This is a genomic window from Halolamina litorea (assembly GCF_026616205.1).
Classification (GTDB): Archaea; Halobacteriota; Halobacteria; order Halobacteriales; family Haloferacaceae; genus Halolamina; species Halolamina litorea.
In genome coordinates, this window is the sequence record NZ_JANHGR010000001.1 from 1,573,028 (window position 1) to 1,590,627 (window position 17,600).

The 17,600-nt window shown below is 68.9% G+C and carries 13 protein-coding genes and 1 pseudogene; 8 read left to right on the forward strand and 6 right to left on the reverse strand.

What is annotated here, in order from left to right:
- Nucleotides 1–6: 6 nt before the first annotated feature.
- From NO998_RS08170 to NO998_RS08180, 3 genes are all read left to right on the forward strand, one after another.
- Nucleotides 7–1,512 (forward strand): DUF7289 family protein, encoded by a 1,506-nt coding sequence (locus NO998_RS08170; RefSeq protein WP_267646614.1) that lies wholly within the window; start codon nucleotides 7–9, stop codon nucleotides 1,510–1,512.
- Between the two features lie 228 nt (nucleotides 1,513–1,740).
- Nucleotides 1,741–2,298, forward strand: coding sequence for a winged helix-turn-helix domain-containing protein (locus tag NO998_RS08175; RefSeq protein ID WP_267646615.1), 558 nt, complete (start codon nucleotides 1,741–1,743; stop codon nucleotides 2,296–2,298).
- Between the two features lie 36 nt (nucleotides 2,299–2,334).
- Nucleotides 2,335–2,829: a phosphopantetheine adenylyltransferase gene (locus NO998_RS08180; protein ID WP_267646616.1), complete on the forward strand. Its 495-nt coding sequence runs from the start codon at nucleotides 2,335–2,337 to the stop codon at nucleotides 2,827–2,829.
- Here NO998_RS08180 and NO998_RS08185 read toward each other — a convergent pair whose 3' ends face one another.
- The 3 genes and pseudogenes from NO998_RS08185 to NO998_RS08195 all read right to left on the reverse strand — a co-directional run.
- Nucleotides 2,830–3,138 (reverse strand): transcription initiation factor IIB family protein, encoded by a 309-nt coding sequence (locus NO998_RS08185; RefSeq protein ID WP_267646617.1) that lies wholly within the window; start codon nucleotides 3,136–3,138, stop codon nucleotides 2,830–2,832.
- Nucleotides 3,139–3,181: 43 nt separating this feature from the next.
- Nucleotides 3,182–3,580: an acyl-CoA thioesterase gene (locus NO998_RS08190; protein ID WP_267646618.1), complete on the reverse strand. Its 399-nt coding sequence runs from the start codon at nucleotides 3,578–3,580 to the stop codon at nucleotides 3,182–3,184.
- Between the two features lie 51 nt (nucleotides 3,581–3,631).
- Nucleotides 3,632–3,820, reverse strand: a pseudogene (locus NO998_RS08195) (HVO_2922 family protein); the annotation flags it as partial.
- Between the two features lie 98 nt (nucleotides 3,821–3,918).
- Here NO998_RS08195 and NO998_RS08200 point away from each other — a divergent pair.
- Nucleotides 3,919–7,026 (forward strand): FAD-binding and (Fe-S)-binding domain-containing protein, encoded by a 3,108-nt coding sequence (locus NO998_RS08200; protein WP_267646619.1) that lies wholly within the window; start codon nucleotides 3,919–3,921, stop codon nucleotides 7,024–7,026.
- Between the two features lie 134 nt (nucleotides 7,027–7,160).
- Here NO998_RS08200 and NO998_RS08205 read toward each other — a convergent pair whose 3' ends face one another.
- Complete coding sequence (locus tag NO998_RS08205; RefSeq protein ID WP_267646620.1) at nucleotides 7,161–8,240, reverse strand: pyridoxal phosphate-dependent aminotransferase; 1,080 nt, start codon at nucleotides 8,238–8,240, stop codon at nucleotides 7,161–7,163.
- Between the two features lie 60 nt (nucleotides 8,241–8,300).
- Nucleotides 8,301–8,753, reverse strand: coding sequence for a GIY-YIG nuclease family protein (locus NO998_RS08210; RefSeq protein WP_267646621.1), 453 nt, complete (start codon nucleotides 8,751–8,753; stop codon nucleotides 8,301–8,303).
- 74 nt (nucleotides 8,754–8,827) lie between these two features.
- On the opposite strand from NO998_RS08210, the gene NO998_RS08215 reads away from it, so the two are divergent.
- The 4 genes from NO998_RS08215 to NO998_RS08230 all read left to right on the forward strand — a co-directional run bounded on the left by NO998_RS08215 (nucleotide 8,828) and on the right by NO998_RS08230 (nucleotide 15,545).
- Nucleotides 8,828–11,167 (forward strand): DEAD/DEAH box helicase, encoded by a 2,340-nt coding sequence (locus NO998_RS08215; RefSeq protein ID WP_267646622.1) that lies wholly within the window; start codon nucleotides 8,828–8,830, stop codon nucleotides 11,165–11,167.
- A gap of 67 nt (nucleotides 11,168–11,234) precedes the next feature.
- Nucleotides 11,235–11,858: a nucleotide exchange factor GrpE gene (locus NO998_RS08220; protein ID WP_267646623.1), complete on the forward strand. Its 624-nt coding sequence runs from the start codon at nucleotides 11,235–11,237 to the stop codon at nucleotides 11,856–11,858.
- Between the two features lie 138 nt (nucleotides 11,859–11,996).
- The gene (gene dnaK / locus NO998_RS08225; RefSeq protein ID WP_267646624.1) at nucleotides 11,997–13,901 is read left to right on the forward strand and encodes a molecular chaperone DnaK; all 1,905 of its coding nucleotides are present in this window, start codon (nucleotides 11,997–11,999) and stop codon (nucleotides 13,899–13,901) included.
- 354 nt (nucleotides 13,902–14,255) lie between these two features.
- The gene (locus NO998_RS08230; RefSeq protein ID WP_267646625.1) at nucleotides 14,256–15,545 is read left to right on the forward strand and encodes an aminoacyl--tRNA ligase-related protein; all 1,290 of its coding nucleotides are present in this window, start codon (nucleotides 14,256–14,258) and stop codon (nucleotides 15,543–15,545) included.
- 164 nt (nucleotides 15,546–15,709) lie between these two features.
- Here NO998_RS08230 and NO998_RS08235 read toward each other — a convergent pair whose 3' ends face one another.
- Nucleotides 15,710–17,482 carry a Rieske (2Fe-2S) protein gene (locus NO998_RS08235; RefSeq protein ID WP_267646626.1) on the reverse strand — a complete coding sequence of 591 codons (1,773 nt, stop codon included), beginning with the start codon at nucleotides 17,480–17,482 and terminating at the stop codon, nucleotides 15,710–15,712.
- Between the last annotated feature and the right edge of the window lie 118 nt (nucleotides 17,483–17,600).

Here is a 17,600-nt window from a genome sequence, read left to right on the forward strand (position 1 = left end):
CCGATGATGCCATCGGACCGCCGCGGCCAGTCGAACGTCGTCGGGGTGGTGCTCCTGCTCGGGATCACCATCCTCGGCACCGGCGTCGTCGTCGGCCTCGGCGCGCAGGCGTACGAAGACACCGAGCGGACGGCCACGGTTTCACAGGCCGAACAGTCCCTGACACAGTTCGACTCCCGGGCCGCGGTCGTGGCGCTGGGCGAGAGCGTCTCCCAGCGCGTCGACCTCGGGAGCACCGGGGGCGGGGAGTTCGTCAGCGAGCGCGACTCGGGGTGGATCAGGATCGTCCACTCGAACGCCACCGGGTCAAGCGAGAACGAGACGATCTACAACGCCTCGTTGGGGTCGGTGAGCTACCGCAACGGCGATGTGGAGGTCGGCTACCAGGGCGGCGGGGTCTGGGAACGTCGGGGGAACGGGAGCACGATGCGCTCGCCGCCGGAGTTCAACTACCGCGGCGCGACGCTCACCCTGCCCGTGATCCGCGTCACCTCGGACGACCAGGCCTCGGGGCGGGTCAGCGCCATCGTCCGGCAGTCGAGTGATTCACGCCGAGTGTACCCCAACGACTCCACCGACGGCGGCGAAACGTGGGACGACGCGGGCGCGCCCTACGGCGACGGGACGACGTACGCGAACCCCATCACCTCGGGGAACGTCACCGTCACCGTCCAGAGCCGCTTCTACGAGGGCTGGGCGGAGTTCTTCCGGACCAGAACGAGCGGCGAGGTCAGCGTCGACCACGACCGGGAGTTGGCGAACGTCAAGTTGGTCACGACCGACACCATCGGCGAGTTCGACCTCGGGGAGGTGATCGACGACAACGAACTCACCGCCCGTGGACAGGCGCCGGGCCACAGCCTCTCCCGGTTCAACATGACGTTCGTCAGCGGCGGCGGGAACGACTTCAACAACCACTACGCCGGCTTCTACACCGAGCGCGGTCCCCACCGCTTCGAGTACGTGGTCCACGTCCCGCAGGGCAACCCCAGCACGCTCGAACTCCGGATGTTCTACCGGAACACCGAGACCGGCGAACAACACGAGTGGGTCAACGACAGCATGCCCATCGACAGCGGGCCGGTCCGACTCGTCGACACCGGCGGCGACACCCACCTGGTCGTCGACCTCACCGCCGGCAGCGCGACCAACGGGCTGAACCTCACCTATCGGGACACCACCGCCGGTGAGTCCTACTACGACTGGAGCGGGAGCCCGGACGGGACGGCCACCTTCGGTCACAGCGGCTCGGACGGGGAGCCGATCACGTTCGGAACGGCTGCCGGCGACCGCGACGAGGCGACGACGTACCTCCTCGCACGCCACTACATCGCGTTGATGGGTGACGAGTTCCCCCTCAACGCCCGGAGCAGTACCGGCGGGAACGGGAACGGGGCCCAACTCGACTTGGACGCCTCCCGAGGGACGTTCGACTACGAGTCCGGGGCCGGCGGGACCTACATCACCTACCTCCACGTCACCGAGAACGGCATCGAGGTCGAACTGGAGTAGCCGGCTCCTCAGGCCCGCGAAAGAGCTTTTGGCGTCAGAACACGACGAACGAGTGCCGGAATGTGCCGAGCCGGTGCCATCGACGGCGCCGGCACCACTGTGGCCAGTTCGCGGGCGGCCCGTTTCGGGCCGTCCGGGGAGCTGGCGGACCCAGCGCGTTCACCCGCCGACGCCCACGGGCCGGCAAACGTTTTTCCCCGCGCAGTTCTGACCTCCGGACAAGCACACATGTCCGAAAACCCCCAACCCGACGAGGAAACCGACGAGCCGAGCTCCGCACGGGAGCGGCTCGAAGAGGGCGCAGACAAGGCGATCGGCGAGTTCGACCAGGGCGTCGTCGACCTGCTCGCGTGGCTGCTCGATACCGAGACGCGCGCACGGATCTACGTCTACCTCCGCCAGCACCCCGACAGCACCAGCGAGGAGGTGGCGGAGGGCACCGGCCTCTACCCGAGCACCGTCCGCGAAGCGCTCGCCGAACTGCACGATGAGGAGACGGTCTCGCGCGGCAAACGCGAGAGCGAGGGCGCCGGCAACAACCCCTACGAGTACGAGGCCATCTCCCCGAGCGAACTCGTCTCGGGGGCCGTCGGGCAGGTCCAGAACCAACTCAACGCGGTGTTCAACCTCGACGAGCGGCTCAGCCGCGGCGACGAGGGCAACGACGAGGGCCCAGTGACGATTTCCGTGACGGGCGCCGGGGCGACCGAGACGGACGGCGATGCGGACGACGAGGTGGACGACGACGGCGACACCCCCACGGCGGCCGACGCCGAGGACGAATGACGGCGCTTTAACCGTCGGCACTCCGAGAGCCGGGGTATGCAGGTCGCCATCGGGGGGACGTTCGACCCCGTCCACGACGGTCACCGTGCGCTGTTCCGCCGAGCCTTCGAACTCGGCGACCTGACCGTCGGGCTCACCGCCGACGAACTCGCCCCGGAGACACGCCACGTCGAGCGGTACGTTCGGTCCTTCGAGGACCGGAAACGGGACCTCGAGGACGAACTCGGGCCGCTGGCTGAGGAGTACGACCGCGAGTTCGAGGTCCGCGAACTCACCGAACCGACCGGGATCGCCACCGAACCGGAGTTCGACGCGCTGATCGTCTCGCCGGAGACCCGCGAGGGCGGCGAGCGCATCAACGAGATCCGCGAGGAACGGGGCGACGACCCGCTCCGGATCGTGGTCGTCGACCACGTCCCCGCCGAGGACGGCGAACGCATCTCCTCGACGCGCATCGTCTCCGGCGAGATCGACCGGCACGGCAACCTCACGCCCGAGCGTGAGGGCCGGGGGAAAACGCGGCCGGAGTAGCTACCAGGAGGGAGTCCGGAAGCCGGCCGCTTCGAGCAAGGGTTTCCAGCGTTGTTGGACCGACAGGCGAGAGACGTCCATAGCGTCGGCGACGGCCGTCTGTGCGCGCTCGTCGCCGGCGATCAGCGCCCCCGCGTAGAGTGCCGCAGCCGCGACGGCGGGTTTCGAGCGCTCGGCGTCCGGGACGTTGTTCAAGTAGAGGTCCTCGGCGGTCGAGCGGGCGTCGCTCCCGAGGTCGAGGCTGTCGGCTGCACGGCTCATCTCGGTCAGCCACTCCTCCTCCCGTACTCGGTCGCCTGCGCTGTACACGACTCAGGGTCCGTCGCCGACGGGCATAAACGACTCCCTCGGCTCAGAGGTCGTGGTAGTCCGCCATCGCCTCGCGCCACGCATCGGGCATCGGCCGGGACGACCCGCTCTCGCGGTCGACGACCACCTGCACGCTCTCTATCTCGGCGGCGAGGTCGCCGTCGGCGGTGTAGATGTCGTAGGTCATCGGGATGCTCGACTCGCCGAGGTGAGGAACGTCGACGACGATCGTCAGCGGCCCATCGTCGAGTTCGATGGGTCGGCGGTAGTCGATCTCGATGGTCGCGAGCACCGACCCGGTAGAGGAGAGGTCCCGATCGACCACGTCGTCGAAGTAGTCCACTCGGGCCTGTTCGGCGTAGCTTGCGTAGACGGCGTTGTTGACGTGCCCCATCGCGTCGATGTCGCGGAACCGCACGCCGACGGTCGTCTCGTACTCCATAGCCGGCCGACGGCCGGCCGAGGAAAAGACCCTCCGGTCCGTCAGTCCCGCTCAGTCCTGCTGTTCGACCATGGCACCGGCGGCGTTCTTCTGAACGCTCTCGATCCCTTGGCGGGCCTTCTGCTTGCTCGCGTACCCCTCGCCGCTGTCGGCGATGATGTTGCCGTTGTCGTGTCGGAGCCGCCAGCGCCACTGCCCGTTTTTGTCCTCGTACAGTTCGAACGTCGCTTTGGAGTCGGCCATCGGGTTGGCAATTTGTCCCACACTACATACCTCTTCCGGCCGTGGCGCTCGCCGGAGTGGGTGCGTTTTTCCCAGTACCCGTGCAACCCTTCCGCATGGCAGCGGACCCGGACCCGTCGACGGCGGGGGATTTCGACTACCGCGGTGGCGAGGTCGCTCGCCCCGGGCTGGTCGCGGACCTCGAAGGGTTGGTCGACGGCGACGTACGTTTCGACAGCTACTCCAGACAGCTCTACGCGACCGACGCCTCGGCCTACGAGGTGACGCCGGTCGGCGTCGTACTCCCGGAATCGACGGCGGATATCGCCGCCGTCGTCGAGTACTGCGCCGATCGGGACATCCCCGTCCTCCCCCGGGGAGGCGGCACCAGCCTCGCGGGCCAGACGGTCAACGAGGCAGTCGTGTTGGACCTCTCGGCGGAACTGAACACGATCCGGTCGGTCGACCCCGAGGCGGCGACGGCCACGGCGGGTGCCGGCACCGTCGTCGCGGAACTGAACGCCGCCTGCGAGCCTCACGGGCTGAAGTTCGCGCCCGACCCCGCGTGGCGCGATAAATCCGTTCTCGGGGGCGCCATCGGCAACAACTCCACCGGCGCGCACTCCCTGAAGTACGGCAAGACCGACGCCTACGTCGAGGAGTGTGAGGCCGTGCTCGCCGACGGCACCGTCACCCGGCTGGGCGAGGAGCGCGTCGGTGACCTCCGGGAGCGGGCCGACGCCGACGGTGACGCGGAGGCCCGAATCGCCGCCGGCGTGATCGACGTACTCGACGACCACGCCGAGGAGGTCCGGGAGCGCTACCCCGAACTCAAGCGGAACGTCTCGGGCTACAACCTCGACCTCCTCGTCGACGAGGCGACCGTCGGCGGCGACCACGCTCCCGGCGACGATGCTGGTCGCGGCGAGGTCCGGGACGACGCCACGGTCAACCTCGCGCGCCTGCTCGCGGGCAGCGAGGGTACGCTCGCGATCGTCACCGAGGCGACCGTCTCGCTCGAACCGATCCCCGAGACGAAGGCCGTCGCCCTGTTGGCCTACGACGGCCTCGAAACCGCGATGGAAGACGTGACGGCCGTGCTCGAACACGACCCCGCGGCCGTCGAGGTGATGGACGACACGCTCCTCGACCTCGCTCGGGGCACCCAGGAGTTCGCCGACGTGGTCGGCCTACTCCCCGAGGGGACCGACTCGGCACTGCTCGTCGAGTTCTACGCCGAGGACGACGACGACGGGCGGCGGAAGGTCGCGGACCTGCTCGCGGATCGACGGCCCGGGACCGAAACGGCGGTCGAACCGAGCGACGAGCCGCCGAGCACGGGTGGTCCGGCCCGCGCGACCGCCGGGATGGAGGCCCACGACGAGGAGACCCGGAGCCGCTTCTGGAAGATGCGCAAGGCGGGGATGCCGATCCTGCTCTCCCGCACCAGCGACGAGAAACACCTCTCGTTCATCGAGGACTGTGCAGTTCCTCCCGAGAAGCTTCCCGAGTACACCCGGCGCTTCCAGCAGGTACTGGAGGACCACGACACGTTCGCCTCCTTCTACGCCCACGCCGGCCCGGGGGTGCTGCACGTCCGGCCGTTGATCGGTACGAAGACCGACGCCGGCGTCGAGCGCTACGAGTCCATCGCCGACGCCGTCAGCGACATCGTCGTCGACCTCGGCGGCAGCGTCTCCGGCGAGCACGGCGACGGCCGCGCCCGCACCCAGTGGAACCGCAAACTGTACGGCCAACAGCTCTGGGCGGCGTTCCGCGACCTGAAGGGGGCGTTCGACCCGAACTGGCTGCTCAACCCGGGACAGGTCTGTGGCTACGCAGAGGACGAGACCCGGCCCCAGTGGCTCCCCGAGCGCGCCGACGCCGTCGGGATGACCGAGAACCTCCGGTTCTCCCCGGACTACGAGTTCGACGCCGGCTTCGAGCCGTCGATGCGCTGGGAGAACGAGAACGGCTTCCAGGGGATGGCCGAGCTCTGTCACGGCTGTGGTGGCTGCCGCGGCGAGCAGGACACCACCGGCGGCGTGATGTGCCCGACCTACCGCGCCGCCGACGAGGAGATCCAAGCCACCCGGGGCCGGGCGAACCTCCTTCGGCAGGCGATGAGCGGCGACCTCCCCGAGGAGGAAATCTTCACCGAGGAGTTCGAAAACGAGGTGCTCGATCTCTGTATCGGCTGCAAGGGCTGCTCGAAGGACTGCCCCAGCGAGGTGGACATGGCGAAGATGAAGACCGAGATCGAGCACGCGCGCCACGAGCGTGAGGGGGCTGGCATCCGGGAGCGCATCTTCGCCAACGTCGACGCCCTCTCGGCGTGGGGGAGCCGACTCGCTCCGATTTCGAACGCCGCATCCAAACTGCCGGGGGCGCGCTGGGCGATGGAGAAAACCGTCGGCATCGCCGCCGACCGCACGCTCCCGACGTTCCACCGCGAGAGCGTCGCCGACTGGCTCGCCGACCGGGAGCCGGCCGTCCCGGAAGCCGAGGCCGAGCGGAAGGCGCTGCTCCTGCCCGACACGCACACGAACTACAACAACCCCGACGCGGGCAAAGCGGCGGTCGAAGTGCTCGAAGCCGCTGGCGTCCACGTGCGACTCGCCGAAGGGGCCGGCTCCAGCGGCCGACCGCCGCTCTCGAAGGGGTTCGTCGACGAGGCCCGCGAGCGCGCCGAGCGGAACGTCGACGCGCTCGCACCGAAGGTGGAGGACGGCTGGGACGTCGTCGTCGTCGAACCCTCCGACGCCGTGATGCTCCAGTCGGACTACCACGACCTGCTCGCCGGCGACGGCGTCGAGGCGCTCTCGAACGCCACCTACGGCGTGTTCGAGTACCTCGACGCGTTCCGGCTCGACGAGGCCCTCGACGTCGCGGGCGAGGGGTCGCTGGCCTACCACGGCCACTGCCACCAGAAGTCGACGAAGAAGGACCACCACGCGGTCGGGGTACTCCGGCGGGCCGGCTTCGCGGTCGACCCGCTCGACACCACCTGCTGTGGGATGGCCGGGAGCTTCGGCTACGAGGCCGAACACCGGTCGATGAGCGCCGCGATCGGCGAGATGCTCTACGAGCGCGTCGAGGCCGCCGACGCCGACGAAGTGGTCGCACCGGGTGCCTCCTGCCGAACCCAACTCGAAGACCGCCCGGGCGCCGACGACGAGCCGCCCCACCCGATCGAGACGCTGGCCGACGCGCTCGTGGGCTGAGCTTCAAGTACGAGAGCGCGACCACTCCCGGCGTGACCTGAGCACTGCGGCGGGGCAGCCGCGGGAGCGTGGCACCTGTCCCGCCGAGGAGTCGCCACCTGTTCGCCAGCGTCGGCGCCGACGCCAGCGACGACTTAGAGGTCGTCCAGTACGTCCCCGAGCGCCGCCAGTCCCGACTCGATCTCCGCGGGAGCGCGGCCCGCCGAGAGCCGGATCCCCGATGGCTCGTCGAAGAACCGGCCCGGGACCACCAGCACGCCCGCCTCCCAAGCAGCCTCGGCGAGGCGGTCGCCGTCGACGCGCTCGTGCTCGATCAGCCCGTACGTGCAGCCGTCGGCGACCTCGCCGGAGAGGCCGGGCCGCCCGTCGACGAACGAGGCCAGCAGGTCGTGGTTCTCCCGGAGGTGCGCCCGTGAGGCAGCCACGAGGTCGTCGCGGTGGGCGAAGAAGCGCCGGGCGAGCGCCCGGGTCGGACCCGCGACCGTCGGGACGTGCATCAGCACCTCCCGAGCACGGGAGACGAACGGCTCCGGAGCGACCAGCCAGCCGATCTGGAGGTCGCCCAGCCCGTGGAACTTCGTGAACGAGCCCGTAGCGACGGTGTCCGGTAGCCCCGCGGCCGTCACGCCACCGAACGCACCGCCGGCATCGCCGTCGGTGTACGGCCCGTACACTTCGTCGACGAGGAGGTACGCCCCCGCGTCGGCCGCCACGTCGGCCAGCGTCGATAGCTCTGTGCGGCTCGTGAGCCGCCCCGTGGGGTTGTGGCGGTTCGTGACCGTGACCATCGCCGTTTCCCCGGAGAGCCCCTGCTGAATCCGGGCCGGCAACAGCGGATAGCCCGACTCGGCGGGACGCTCGAACCGGGAGACGTCGGCCCCGACGCCTGTGGGGGTGTGGACCAGCGGGTCGTAGCCGGGCTTCTCGACGAGCACCTCCTCGCCCTCGCTGAGCGACAGCGCCGTCGCGGCCGCGAGGAAGTTCGCGTGGGTCGCACCCGCCGCCACCAGCACTTCCGACTCGTCGACGCCGTACTCGGCGGCTATCGAGGCTTCGAGCGACGGTGGGTCCTCGGGGTCGTCGAGTCCGACGAGCGTCGGCGGCACGACGGCGCCGTTCGAGCGCTCCGTTCGGAGGTCGCTGGAGCCGAGGTCGTGGGTGGCGGCCCCGGGACGGCCGTGGATCCACTCCAAGTACGGCATCGGTTCGAACATAGCTCCGAGGTCGGCGCCGGGGGGCTAAGAGCCACCGGCTCACCCGACGGCCTGCCGGGATCAGTGACGGTGTGCCTCGCGGGCCCGCTCCCGGGCCGCGTCGACGTCGTCGAACTGCGTTCGATCAGCAGCCGGACGTAGTCCGGCGACGCCGCCGAAGTGAGCGAGATGCGTCCCACAGTCGCAGTCGGAGGCGCCGAAGCCGGGAACGGGGCCGGCACCGAGTTCCGTCGCGACTTTGCATTCACAGTCCTCGCCGACGCTCCGGACTACATCGACCAAGTCCACCTCTGTGTGAGCCCCGAAGTAGTCGACGTGCCAGTGGCGAACGTCGTGCTCGCCCGCGGCGACGCGCCGGTGGCGGTCGATCCGCGAGAAGCCGCCGCTGCCCAGCGCGCTGCCGGTGTAGCAGTAGCCGCCCGCGGGGAACCGGTGCTCGCCGAGCGCGCCGACCTCGATATCGACGGCCACCGGTAGCGAGAAGACGAGCGTGTATGTGCCGCCCTCGGCCATGCTCCGGGTTCGGTGTCGGCGCTCAAAAGGGCCGGGACCAGAACCGTCATGGCCCGCGGGCGCGGAGTTCGTCCGTGCACGATCCGCTCGACTGGCTCCGCGAGCGCCCTTACTACGCGGATCAAGTCGCCGCCCACCGGCGAATCCCCGCTCGGGACCCCGTCTTCGCCGACCTCGATCTCGAACCGCGCTTGGAGAGCGCGCTGGCCGAGCGCGGGATCGAGCGACTGTTCGGCCACCAAGCCGACACCATCGAGGCCGTCCGCAGCGGCGACGACGCCGTGATCGCCACCGAGACAGCGAGTGGCAAGAGCCTCGCCTACACTGTTCCCGCCTTCGAGGACGCGATGGACCACGGCGGCCGAACACTCTATCTCGGGCCGCAGAACGCGCTGATCGCCGACCAACTGGAGACGCTCTCGGAGTTGGCCCGCGACCTGGGCTTTGGCTCCAGGGTGTCTGTCGCGCAGTACACCGGCCGGCTCTCGAAGTCCGAGAAACGCGACGTGCGGGACCGCCGCCCGACGGTGCTGCTCTCGAACCCCGATATGGTCCACTACGCACTGCTCCCCCACGCCCACCGGCTCTGGGAGTGGTTCTTCAGGTCGCTCGAAACGGTGGTCATCGACGAGGTCCACAGCTACCGCGGCGTGTTCGGCTCGCAGGTCGCCCTCCTCCTGCGTCGGCTCAATCGGGTCTGTGAGCGCTACGGCGCGGACCCGACGTACATCTGCTGTTCGGCGTCGATCGGCAACCCCGTCGAGCACGCCGCGACGGTGACCGGCCGCGATCCCTCGGGCTTCTCGCTCGTCGACGACGACACCTCCTCGACGGGGCCACGCGACTGGGTGCTCTGGAACCCCCCGGAGTACGAACAGGAGCGCGGCACCGGCCGCCGCCGATCCAGCCACACCGAGTCGATGCGCCTGTTCACCGATCTCGTCGAGGCGGGCCAGCAGACGCTGGTGTTCACCCGGAGCCGTCAGACCGCGGAGCGCTACGCCTCCGAGTCGGCGAAGGAACTCCGGAGCCGCGGGGCAAACGACCTCGCGAACACGGTCGGCGCGTATCAGGGGTCGCTCACCGACGACCGCCGGCGCGAACTGGAGGAACAGCTCCACGACGGCGACCTTCGAGGGGTGTGGAGCACGAACGCACTCGAACTCGGCGTCGACGTGGGTGGGCTGGACGCGGTGATCATCGACGGCTACCCGGGAACGCGGATGTCGGCGTTCCAGCAGGCCGGGCGCGCCGGCCGGGGCGACGACGCGGCGCTCGTCCTGCTCGTCGCCGGCGAGGACCAATTGGACCAGTACCTGATGAGCAACCCCGCCGAGTTCTTCGACGGCGAGCCCGAGGACGCCATCTCGGACCCGGAGAACACCGAGATCATGCCGAACCACGTCGCCTCGGCCGCGGCAGAGAACTGGCTCTCCCGTGACGACGAGCGGCACTTCGGCGAACCGTTCCCCGACGTGGTCGGCGATCTGGAGGCGTCCGGCGTGCTGGAGCGACGGGAGACCGCAGACGGGATCCGCTGGACCCACGACGGCGGCGAGAGCCCCCAGCACAGCATGAACCTCCGGACGATCGACGACCGCGAGATCGACCTCCGGGACGCGCGCTCGGGGGACGTGATCGCTTCCTTGTCGTTCTCCGACGCACTGCGGGACGCCCACCCCGGCGCGATCTACCACCACCAGGGCCAGCGCTACGAGGTCGCGGAGTTGGACCTCGACCGCGATACGGCCCGACTCCAGCCGACGTGGGCGGACTACCACACCCGCGTGCTGACCGAGAAGTCCGTGACGGTCCACGAGGACCTGACGGAGAAGCCGCTGTCGGCGCGGCCGGACACGACGGTCCGGTTCGCGGATATCTCGATGACCGAGCGGATCACCGGCTTCGAGCGCCAGGACGCCGCCTCGGGCGAGACCCTCGGAACGGAAGCGCTCGATCTGCCCGAAACCACGCTGCGGACGAAGGCGCTCTACTGGACGGTCCCCGAGGACACCGAAGTCGAGATGCGCGCCATCGGCGCCGAGAACGGCGACCCGGAGTACGGATTCAACGGCGGCATCCACGCCGCCGAACACGGCGTCATCTCGCTGTTCCCGCTCTACCTGCTCTGTGACCGGGCGGACATCGGCGGGCTCTCGACGCCGTACCACAGCCACACCGATCAGTCGACGATCTTCATCTACGACGGCCATCCGGGCGGCGTTGGGCTGACCCGGCGGGGCTACGACCGCATCGAGGAACTGATGAGCCGGACGGCCCGCCTCATCGACGACTGCGACTGCGCCGACGGCTGCCCGTCCTGCGTGCAGTCGCCCCACTGTGGGAACGCGAACGACCCGCTCTCGAAGCCCGAGGCGGTCCACCTGCTGGACGAACTCACCGGCGGGAACTGAGTCGGGTACTCGCCCCGATCGGCGCGCTTCTGCAACGCTTAAACCCGCGGCGGCGCTCTCAACGACCATGACCGACGACGCCAACGCGACAGCCGAGGAGCCGACCGAGGAAGCCACGGCGACGGAGGCCGCCGGCGACGCCGCCGAAGAGGCGGCCACGGCCGACGCCGACGCTGAACCGGCCGCGTCCGAGTCCGCGGACCTCGTCGAGCGCGTCGCCGCCCACGACGAGGACCTGGCCGCCGAGATCGAGGCCGAGCGCGCCGACTTCGAGGAGCGGATCGACGAACTGGAGAGCAAGCTCACGCGCAAACAGGCCGACTTCCAGAACTTCAAGAAGCGCCAGCAGAAGAAACTCGAACAGCAGCAGGCCCGGGCGACCGAGGACCTCGTCGAGCGGCTCCTACCCGTCCGGGACAACCTCGCCAGGGCGCTGGAGCAGGACGGCGACGCCGACATCCGCGAGGGCGTCGAGGGCACCCTCCGGGAACTCGACCGCGTGCTCGAAAACGAGGGCGCCGAGCGGATCGAACCCGAACTGGGCGAGGAGCCCGACCCCGAGCGCCACGAGGTGTTGATGCGCGTCGAGAGCGACCGACCGGCCGGCACCATCGAGGAACTCTACCGCCCGGGCTACGAACTGGGCGAGAAGGTGATCCGGACCGCGCAGGTCACGGTCAGTCAGGAGTAGCGAGCGGTCGGTAGCCGGTTCGTGTTAAACCCTTCTTCGAGCCCTCGCGCCCGCTGGTGGAACCGCAAGCGGGCGTAGGGGCGGTCTGCGGTCGTGAAAGCAACCTTTAACCGATTCAGCCCGGAACATACGACCAAGATGGCGAGCAACAAGATCCTCGGTATCGACCTCGGGACCACCAACTCCGCCATGGCCGTCATGGAGGGTGGTGACCCCGAGATCATCGTCAACAGCGAGGGCGACCGAACGACGCCGTCCGTCGTCGCGTTCTCCGACGACGGCGAGCGACTGGTCGGCAAGCCCGCCAAGAACCAAGCGATCCAGAACCCCGAGAAGACGATCGCCTCGATCAAGCGCCACATGGGCGAGGACGACTACACCGTCGAGGCCGACGGTGAGGAGTACACGCCCGAACAGATCTCGGCGATGATCCTCCAGAAGCTCAAGCGCGACGCCGAGGAGTACCTCGGCGACGACGTGGAGAAGGCGGTCATCACGGTCCCCGCGTACTTCAACGACAAGCAGCGACAGGCGACGAAGGACGCCGGCGAGATCGCCGGCTTCGAGGTCGACCGCATCGTCAACGAGCCGACCGCGGCGTCGATGGCCTACGGGCTCGACGACGACTCGAACCAGACCGTGCTCGTCTACGACCTCGGTGGGGGGACGTTCGACGTCTCCATCCTCGACCTGGGCGGCGGCGTCTACGAAGTGGTCGCCACCAACGGGGACAACGACCTCGGCGGCGACGACTGGGACGAGGCGCTGATGGACCACCTCGCCGACGAGTTCGAGAACGAACACGGCATCGACCTCCGTGAGGACCGACAGGCCCTCCAGCGGCTCAAGGACGCCGCCGAGGAGGCCAAGATCGAACTCTCGAACAAGAAGGAGACGACGGTCAACCTTCCCTTCATCACGGCGACCGACTCCGGCCCGGTCCACCTCGAACAGTCGGTCACGCGAGCGACCTTCGAGTCCCTGACCAAGGACCTGATCGAGCGGACCGTCGAGCCGACCGAGCAGGCCCTCGCGGACGCCGACTACGAGAAGGGCGACATCGACGAGGTCATCCTCGTCGGCGGCTCGACGCGGATGCCGCAGGTCCACGACAAGGTCGAGGAACTGCTCGACAGCGAGCCCAAGAAGAACGTCAACCCCGACGAGGCCGTCGCGCTGGGCGCGGCGATCCAGGGTGGCGTCCTCTCGGGCGACGTCGACGACCTCGTGCTGCTCGACGTGACCCCGCTCTCGCTCGGGATCGAGGTCAAGGGTGGCCTCTTCGAGCGCCTGATCGAGAAGAACACCACCATCCCGACCGAGGAGAGCAAGGTGTTCACCACCGCCGCAGACAACCAGACCTCCGTGCAGGTCCGGGTGTTCCAGGGTGAGCGCGAGATTGCCAACGAGAACGAGCTGCTGGGCGAGTTCCAGCTGACCGGCATCCCGCCCGCGCCGGCCGGAACCCCCCAGATCGAGGTGACGTTCAACATCGACGAGAACGGGATCGTCAACGTCGAGGCCGAGGACCAGGGCTCGGGCAACGCCGAGTCGATCACCATCGAGGGCGGCGCCGGGCTCTCGGACGACCAGATCGAGAAGATGCAGCAGGAGGCCGAACAGCACGCAGAGGAGGACCAGCAGCGCCGTGAGCGCATCGAAGCCCGCAACGAGGCCGAGGGCGCGGTCCAGCGTGCTGAGACCCTGATCGAGGAGAACGAGGAGAACGTCGACGCCGAGATCATCGAGAACGTCGAGGCCGCCATCGAGGACGTTGAGGAGACCCTCGAGGACGAGGACGCCACCGCCGAGGACCTCGAAGCGGTCACCGAGGAGCTCAGCAGCGAACTGCAGGAGATCGGCAAGCAGATGTACCAGGAGGAGGCCGCAGCGGGCGGCGCCGGCGGCGCTGGTGCCGCAGGCGGTCCGGGCGGCATGGGCGGCGCCGGCCCCGGCGGCATGGGCGGCGAGCCCGACGGCGGCGACGACGAGGAGTACGTCGACGCCGACTTCGAGGACGTGGACGACGAAGACGACGAGTAGTCGTCGTTCCCGTCGATTCGAGAGAGGAGCGAAGCGAGTTTTTTCGTAATCCCAGGAAACCGACCCTCGGGAGGTTTCTGGGCCGCATTGGAACGGAACTGGCAGCCGGTCCCTGATTGTTCACCGAGGTCGACGGCCCTGCCCGGTCCACCAGCGGCAAGATACGCGATAGGTACACACTGGCAAGGTACACTTTTGACCCACGCGCCGCAGCAGTTAGCCGATGCGTTCCACACGCAGCATCCGTGGGTCCTGCACGGCCCGTGGACACGTTCCGAAACGGTACTGAGACGCGGCTGTTCCTGTCGAGCGCCGACGCCGACCGATCCGGCTCTGTCACAACGGGGGTGACCTATGCGACGGAGTGACCTGTTCCTGCCCGCCAGCCGCGAGCGCCGCGGCGAGTGGGTCGGTGCCACGCGGCTGCTGGTCCGGGCCGGCCTGATACGCGAGTTCGGAAGCGGGCTCTGGGGGCTAACCCCTGCCGGCCAGCGAGTCAAGACGAAGATCGAGGCTCGGGTCCACGACGCGATGCGTTCCGTCGGTGCCCAAGCGGCCAGCCTGCCCAACCTCCAGTACAGCGACCGGTGGCGGGAGAGCGGCCGCTGGGGGGCGTTCGAAGGCGAGATGTTCACCTTCAGGAACCGCGAGGACCGGGCGATGTGTCTGGCACCCAGCCACGAAGAGGGGGTGGTGCATCTGCTCGACGGCCTGGTCAGGTCCTACGATGACCTACCCGTCGTGCTCTACCAGATCGACTCGAAGTTCCGGGACGACCACGCCCGCGCTGGCCTCCTTCGCTGTAAGGAGTTCACGATGAAGGACGCCTACAGCGCTCACGTCGACGCCGATTCGCTGCGGGAGGCCTACCGCACTATGCGAGCCGCCTATCTCCGGATCTTCGACGACCTCGGACTGACCATTGCGGTCTGTGGCGCTGACAACAGCGTGATGGGCGGTGACCGCTCCGAGGAGTTCGTCGCACCCGTCGACGAGGGGAGTTGCCGGCTCACTCACTGCAGCGCCGATGGCTGCCGCTGGGGCGTCACCGACGAAGCAGCCGAGTTCGACGAGTACGCGGCGAGCGACGACTGCCCCGACTGTGGCGGTCGCCTCGCGACCGACGGCGGCGTCGAGGTCGGCCACGTCTTCGAACTCGGCACCCGGTACACCGACGCGATAGGGCTGACCGTCGACGACCGCGACGGGGGCACGACGACCGTCGAGATGGGCAGCTACGGGATCGGTGTCACGAGGCTCCTCCAAACGATCGTGATGCAAGGGGCGTGGGAGCGCGACGGCGGCAGCGATGCGGAATCGCTCGACTGGCCCGTCACCGACTGGGGGTCGGTCGCCCCCTACCGCGCCGCGGTCGTGCCCATCGGCGACGACGATGCAGTCCGAGAGACAGCGACGGGAATCCACGACGCCATCGGCGCCGACTGCCTGCTGTTCGACGACGACCAGTCGGTGGGAGAGCGCTTCGCCGAGAGCGACCTCTTGGGAGTCCCCGCGACCGTCGTGGTCGGGAACCACTACCGTGAGACCGGCGAGGTCGAAATCGAGCGGAAGGACGGCGAGACTCGGTCGGTCACTCCCGAGTCGGTCCCCGCCGCAGTCGAGCGGTTCGCGACCGGCGACTGACCGCTGAAGAGTCCGGCGTCGTCGGGGCCCGCCCTCACGACGCTGGACGCCACGCGGTCCAGACGCACGAGCGAAGCCAGCCATTTGAACCGGCTTTGACACAACGCGAGAGAGCGAACACCGGCGGAAATCGACTCGACCCCGACTTTCCGGGTTCTCCCCAGCTACTCCGCCTCGTAGAGCTTCTCCCCGCGGTGGAGCCGCGTCGCGATGGAGAACGTCTGTTCGTTCTCCCGGCGGGTCGGGAAGTGGGCGGCCATGTAGCGTGCCGGCGCGATCAGCGCCAGCCGCCGCTCCGCCTCGGGGGCGTCCCGTGCCACGAGGGCGTCGAAGCGCTCGAACGCCCACGAGACGTTCTGGAGCGTGTGGAACCCCGCGTCCTCACGGAGCAGCCCGCGGCCCATCGTCCGCTTCAGCGCCGCCGGGTCGCCGCCGGCCGCGAAGTGCTCGGCGACGAGCGTCGCCGCGCGCTCGACTGCGCCCTGCCGGTCGAACGTCTCCAGTAGCTCCTCCCGGACCATTTCGGGGGCACGGTCACCGTCGGGCGACGGCGACGGCGCCCGCGGGCTGTTGAGGAACCGATCCAGGTAGACCGAGACCGCGGCGTCGAAACAGCCCCGGTAGAGCGCGTCCGTGCCCGTCCGTTTCGTCGCCTCGAACACCGCGTTGGCGTAGGAGAACGTGTGGTGGACGGTGTTCCAGTCGCCGAACTCGTTGCTGGTGGCGAACCACGCCACCCGGCGTGTGGCCGCGCGGAGAACCGCGTCGGCCAGTTCCGTCCGGGTCGCGCCCCCCCGGATCGCTCCCGTGAGGGCGTCGATGATCGCCTCGGGGTCGTCACCGAGCAGCGTGTCGAGGAAGTCGTCGGGCTCGGTCCACGTCTCCCCGGCGCCGACGGCAACACAGTCGTCGAGGCGGTCGTGGGCGTCGAAGCAGAGTTGGGCGACGTCGATCGGCTCCCGCCACGAGGAGAGTTCCTCCGAGCGCGTCGCGCCGGTCAGTTGGTCGACCGTCGAGCCCAGAACCTTCGCGGCGTTGCCGTCCTCGTCGTCGCCGAGTCCCTCCCAGCCGATATGGTCGAGCGTGGCGAATGCGGTGTTGAGGAAGTCGAGCGTGTGGCCGCCGTTGAGGTACAGCGAGTCCGTCGCGGCGGTGAAGACGATGTCGGCCACGTCGTCGGGGTCGAGACAGGCCACGGCAGTCAGGAGGCAGCGCTCGGCGCCGTCGCTGTCCCGGACCTCGACGGTGTCCCGGAACCACTCCCGGAGGCGCTCCTTCGAGAGGTCACGGTTGTCGAAGGCGTACTGCTGGAAGCGCGGGGGTTCGCCGGCAGCCTCGTCGGCGACCTCACGGACGCCCGTGAACATCGCGCGGCGCTTGTCGCGGCCCCCGACCTGCGAGTAGAGGTTCGCCATGCAGCCGAGCGTGGTCAGCCCGCGACCCCAGCCGGCGGCGCGGTACTTCGTCCCGAAGTTCACGGCGGTCTCGACGGGCGTGTGAAAGCCCTCGCCGGCGTCGTCGAGGCCGATGACGGCCTTAGCCATCACCAGTGTGAGGTCCTCGTTGAGGCCGTCGGCGAGTCGGTTGCGCCAGTGGACGCCCGGGCTCACGTCGCGGGGTGGGTCCGGGTCGAGGTAAATCTCGCCGTCGTGTACCTCGACGGGAAACGTCTGTACGTCGTCGGCCCACGGGTCGAACGTGTCGCCCTGCTCCAGTTCGAAGCGGGCGTGGTGCCAGTGGCACGTCAGGATCCCGTCCTCGACGGTACCGCGGGTGAGGGGGAACCCCATGTGCGGGCAGCGGTTGTCGACGGCGTAGACCTCGCCCTCGTGGTCGAACAGCGCGATGGCTTGTCCGTCCTGCTGGACGACGGTTCGGTCGTCGTCGAGGTCGACGAGCGACGCGACGGAGACCATCGTGTCCGTGTCTGACGACATACCTGTGGGTTGGTACCATGTCCACTTGAGCGCTCCCTGAAGCCCAGTTTGGTAAGTTGTCAGACAGGTACGGGGCGGCGTCGGACCCGTTCCTTTCAAACGTCTCCACGGGCTACCC

Bases quoted from the DNA above. Each gene is read 5' to 3' on its own strand.
- NO998_RS08170 (WP_267646614.1), top strand. From the start codon at position 7: ATGCCATCGGACCGCCGCGGCCAGTCGAACGTCGTCGGGGTGGTGCTC.
- NO998_RS08175 (WP_267646615.1), top strand. From the start codon at position 1,741: ATGTCCGAAAACCCCCAACCCGACGAGGAAACCGACGAGCCGAGCTCC.
- NO998_RS08180 (WP_267646616.1), top strand. From the start codon at position 2,335: ATGCAGGTCGCCATCGGGGGGACGTTCGACCCCGTCCACGACGGTCAC.
- NO998_RS08190 (WP_267646618.1), bottom strand. From the start codon at position 3,580: ATGGAGTACGAGACGACCGTCGGCGTGCGGTTCCGCGACATCGACGCG.
- NO998_RS08200 (WP_267646619.1), top strand. From the start codon at position 3,919: ATGGCAGCGGACCCGGACCCGTCGACGGCGGGGGATTTCGACTACCGC.
- NO998_RS08205 (WP_267646620.1), bottom strand. From the start codon at position 8,240: ATGTTCGAACCGATGCCGTACTTGGAGTGGATCCACGGCCGTCCCGGG.
- NO998_RS08210 (WP_267646621.1), bottom strand. From the start codon at position 8,753: ATGGCCGAGGGCGGCACATACACGCTCGTCTTCTCGCTACCGGTGGCC.
- NO998_RS08220 (WP_267646623.1), top strand. From the start codon at position 11,235: ATGACCGACGACGCCAACGCGACAGCCGAGGAGCCGACCGAGGAAGCC.
- dnaK (WP_267646624.1), top strand. From the start codon at position 11,997: ATGGCGAGCAACAAGATCCTCGGTATCGACCTCGGGACCACCAACTCC.
- NO998_RS08230 (WP_267646625.1), top strand. From the start codon at position 14,256: ATGCGACGGAGTGACCTGTTCCTGCCCGCCAGCCGCGAGCGCCGCGGC.
- NO998_RS08235 (WP_267646626.1), bottom strand. From the start codon at position 17,482: ATGTCGTCAGACACGGACACGATGGTCTCCGTCGCGTCGCTCGTCGAC.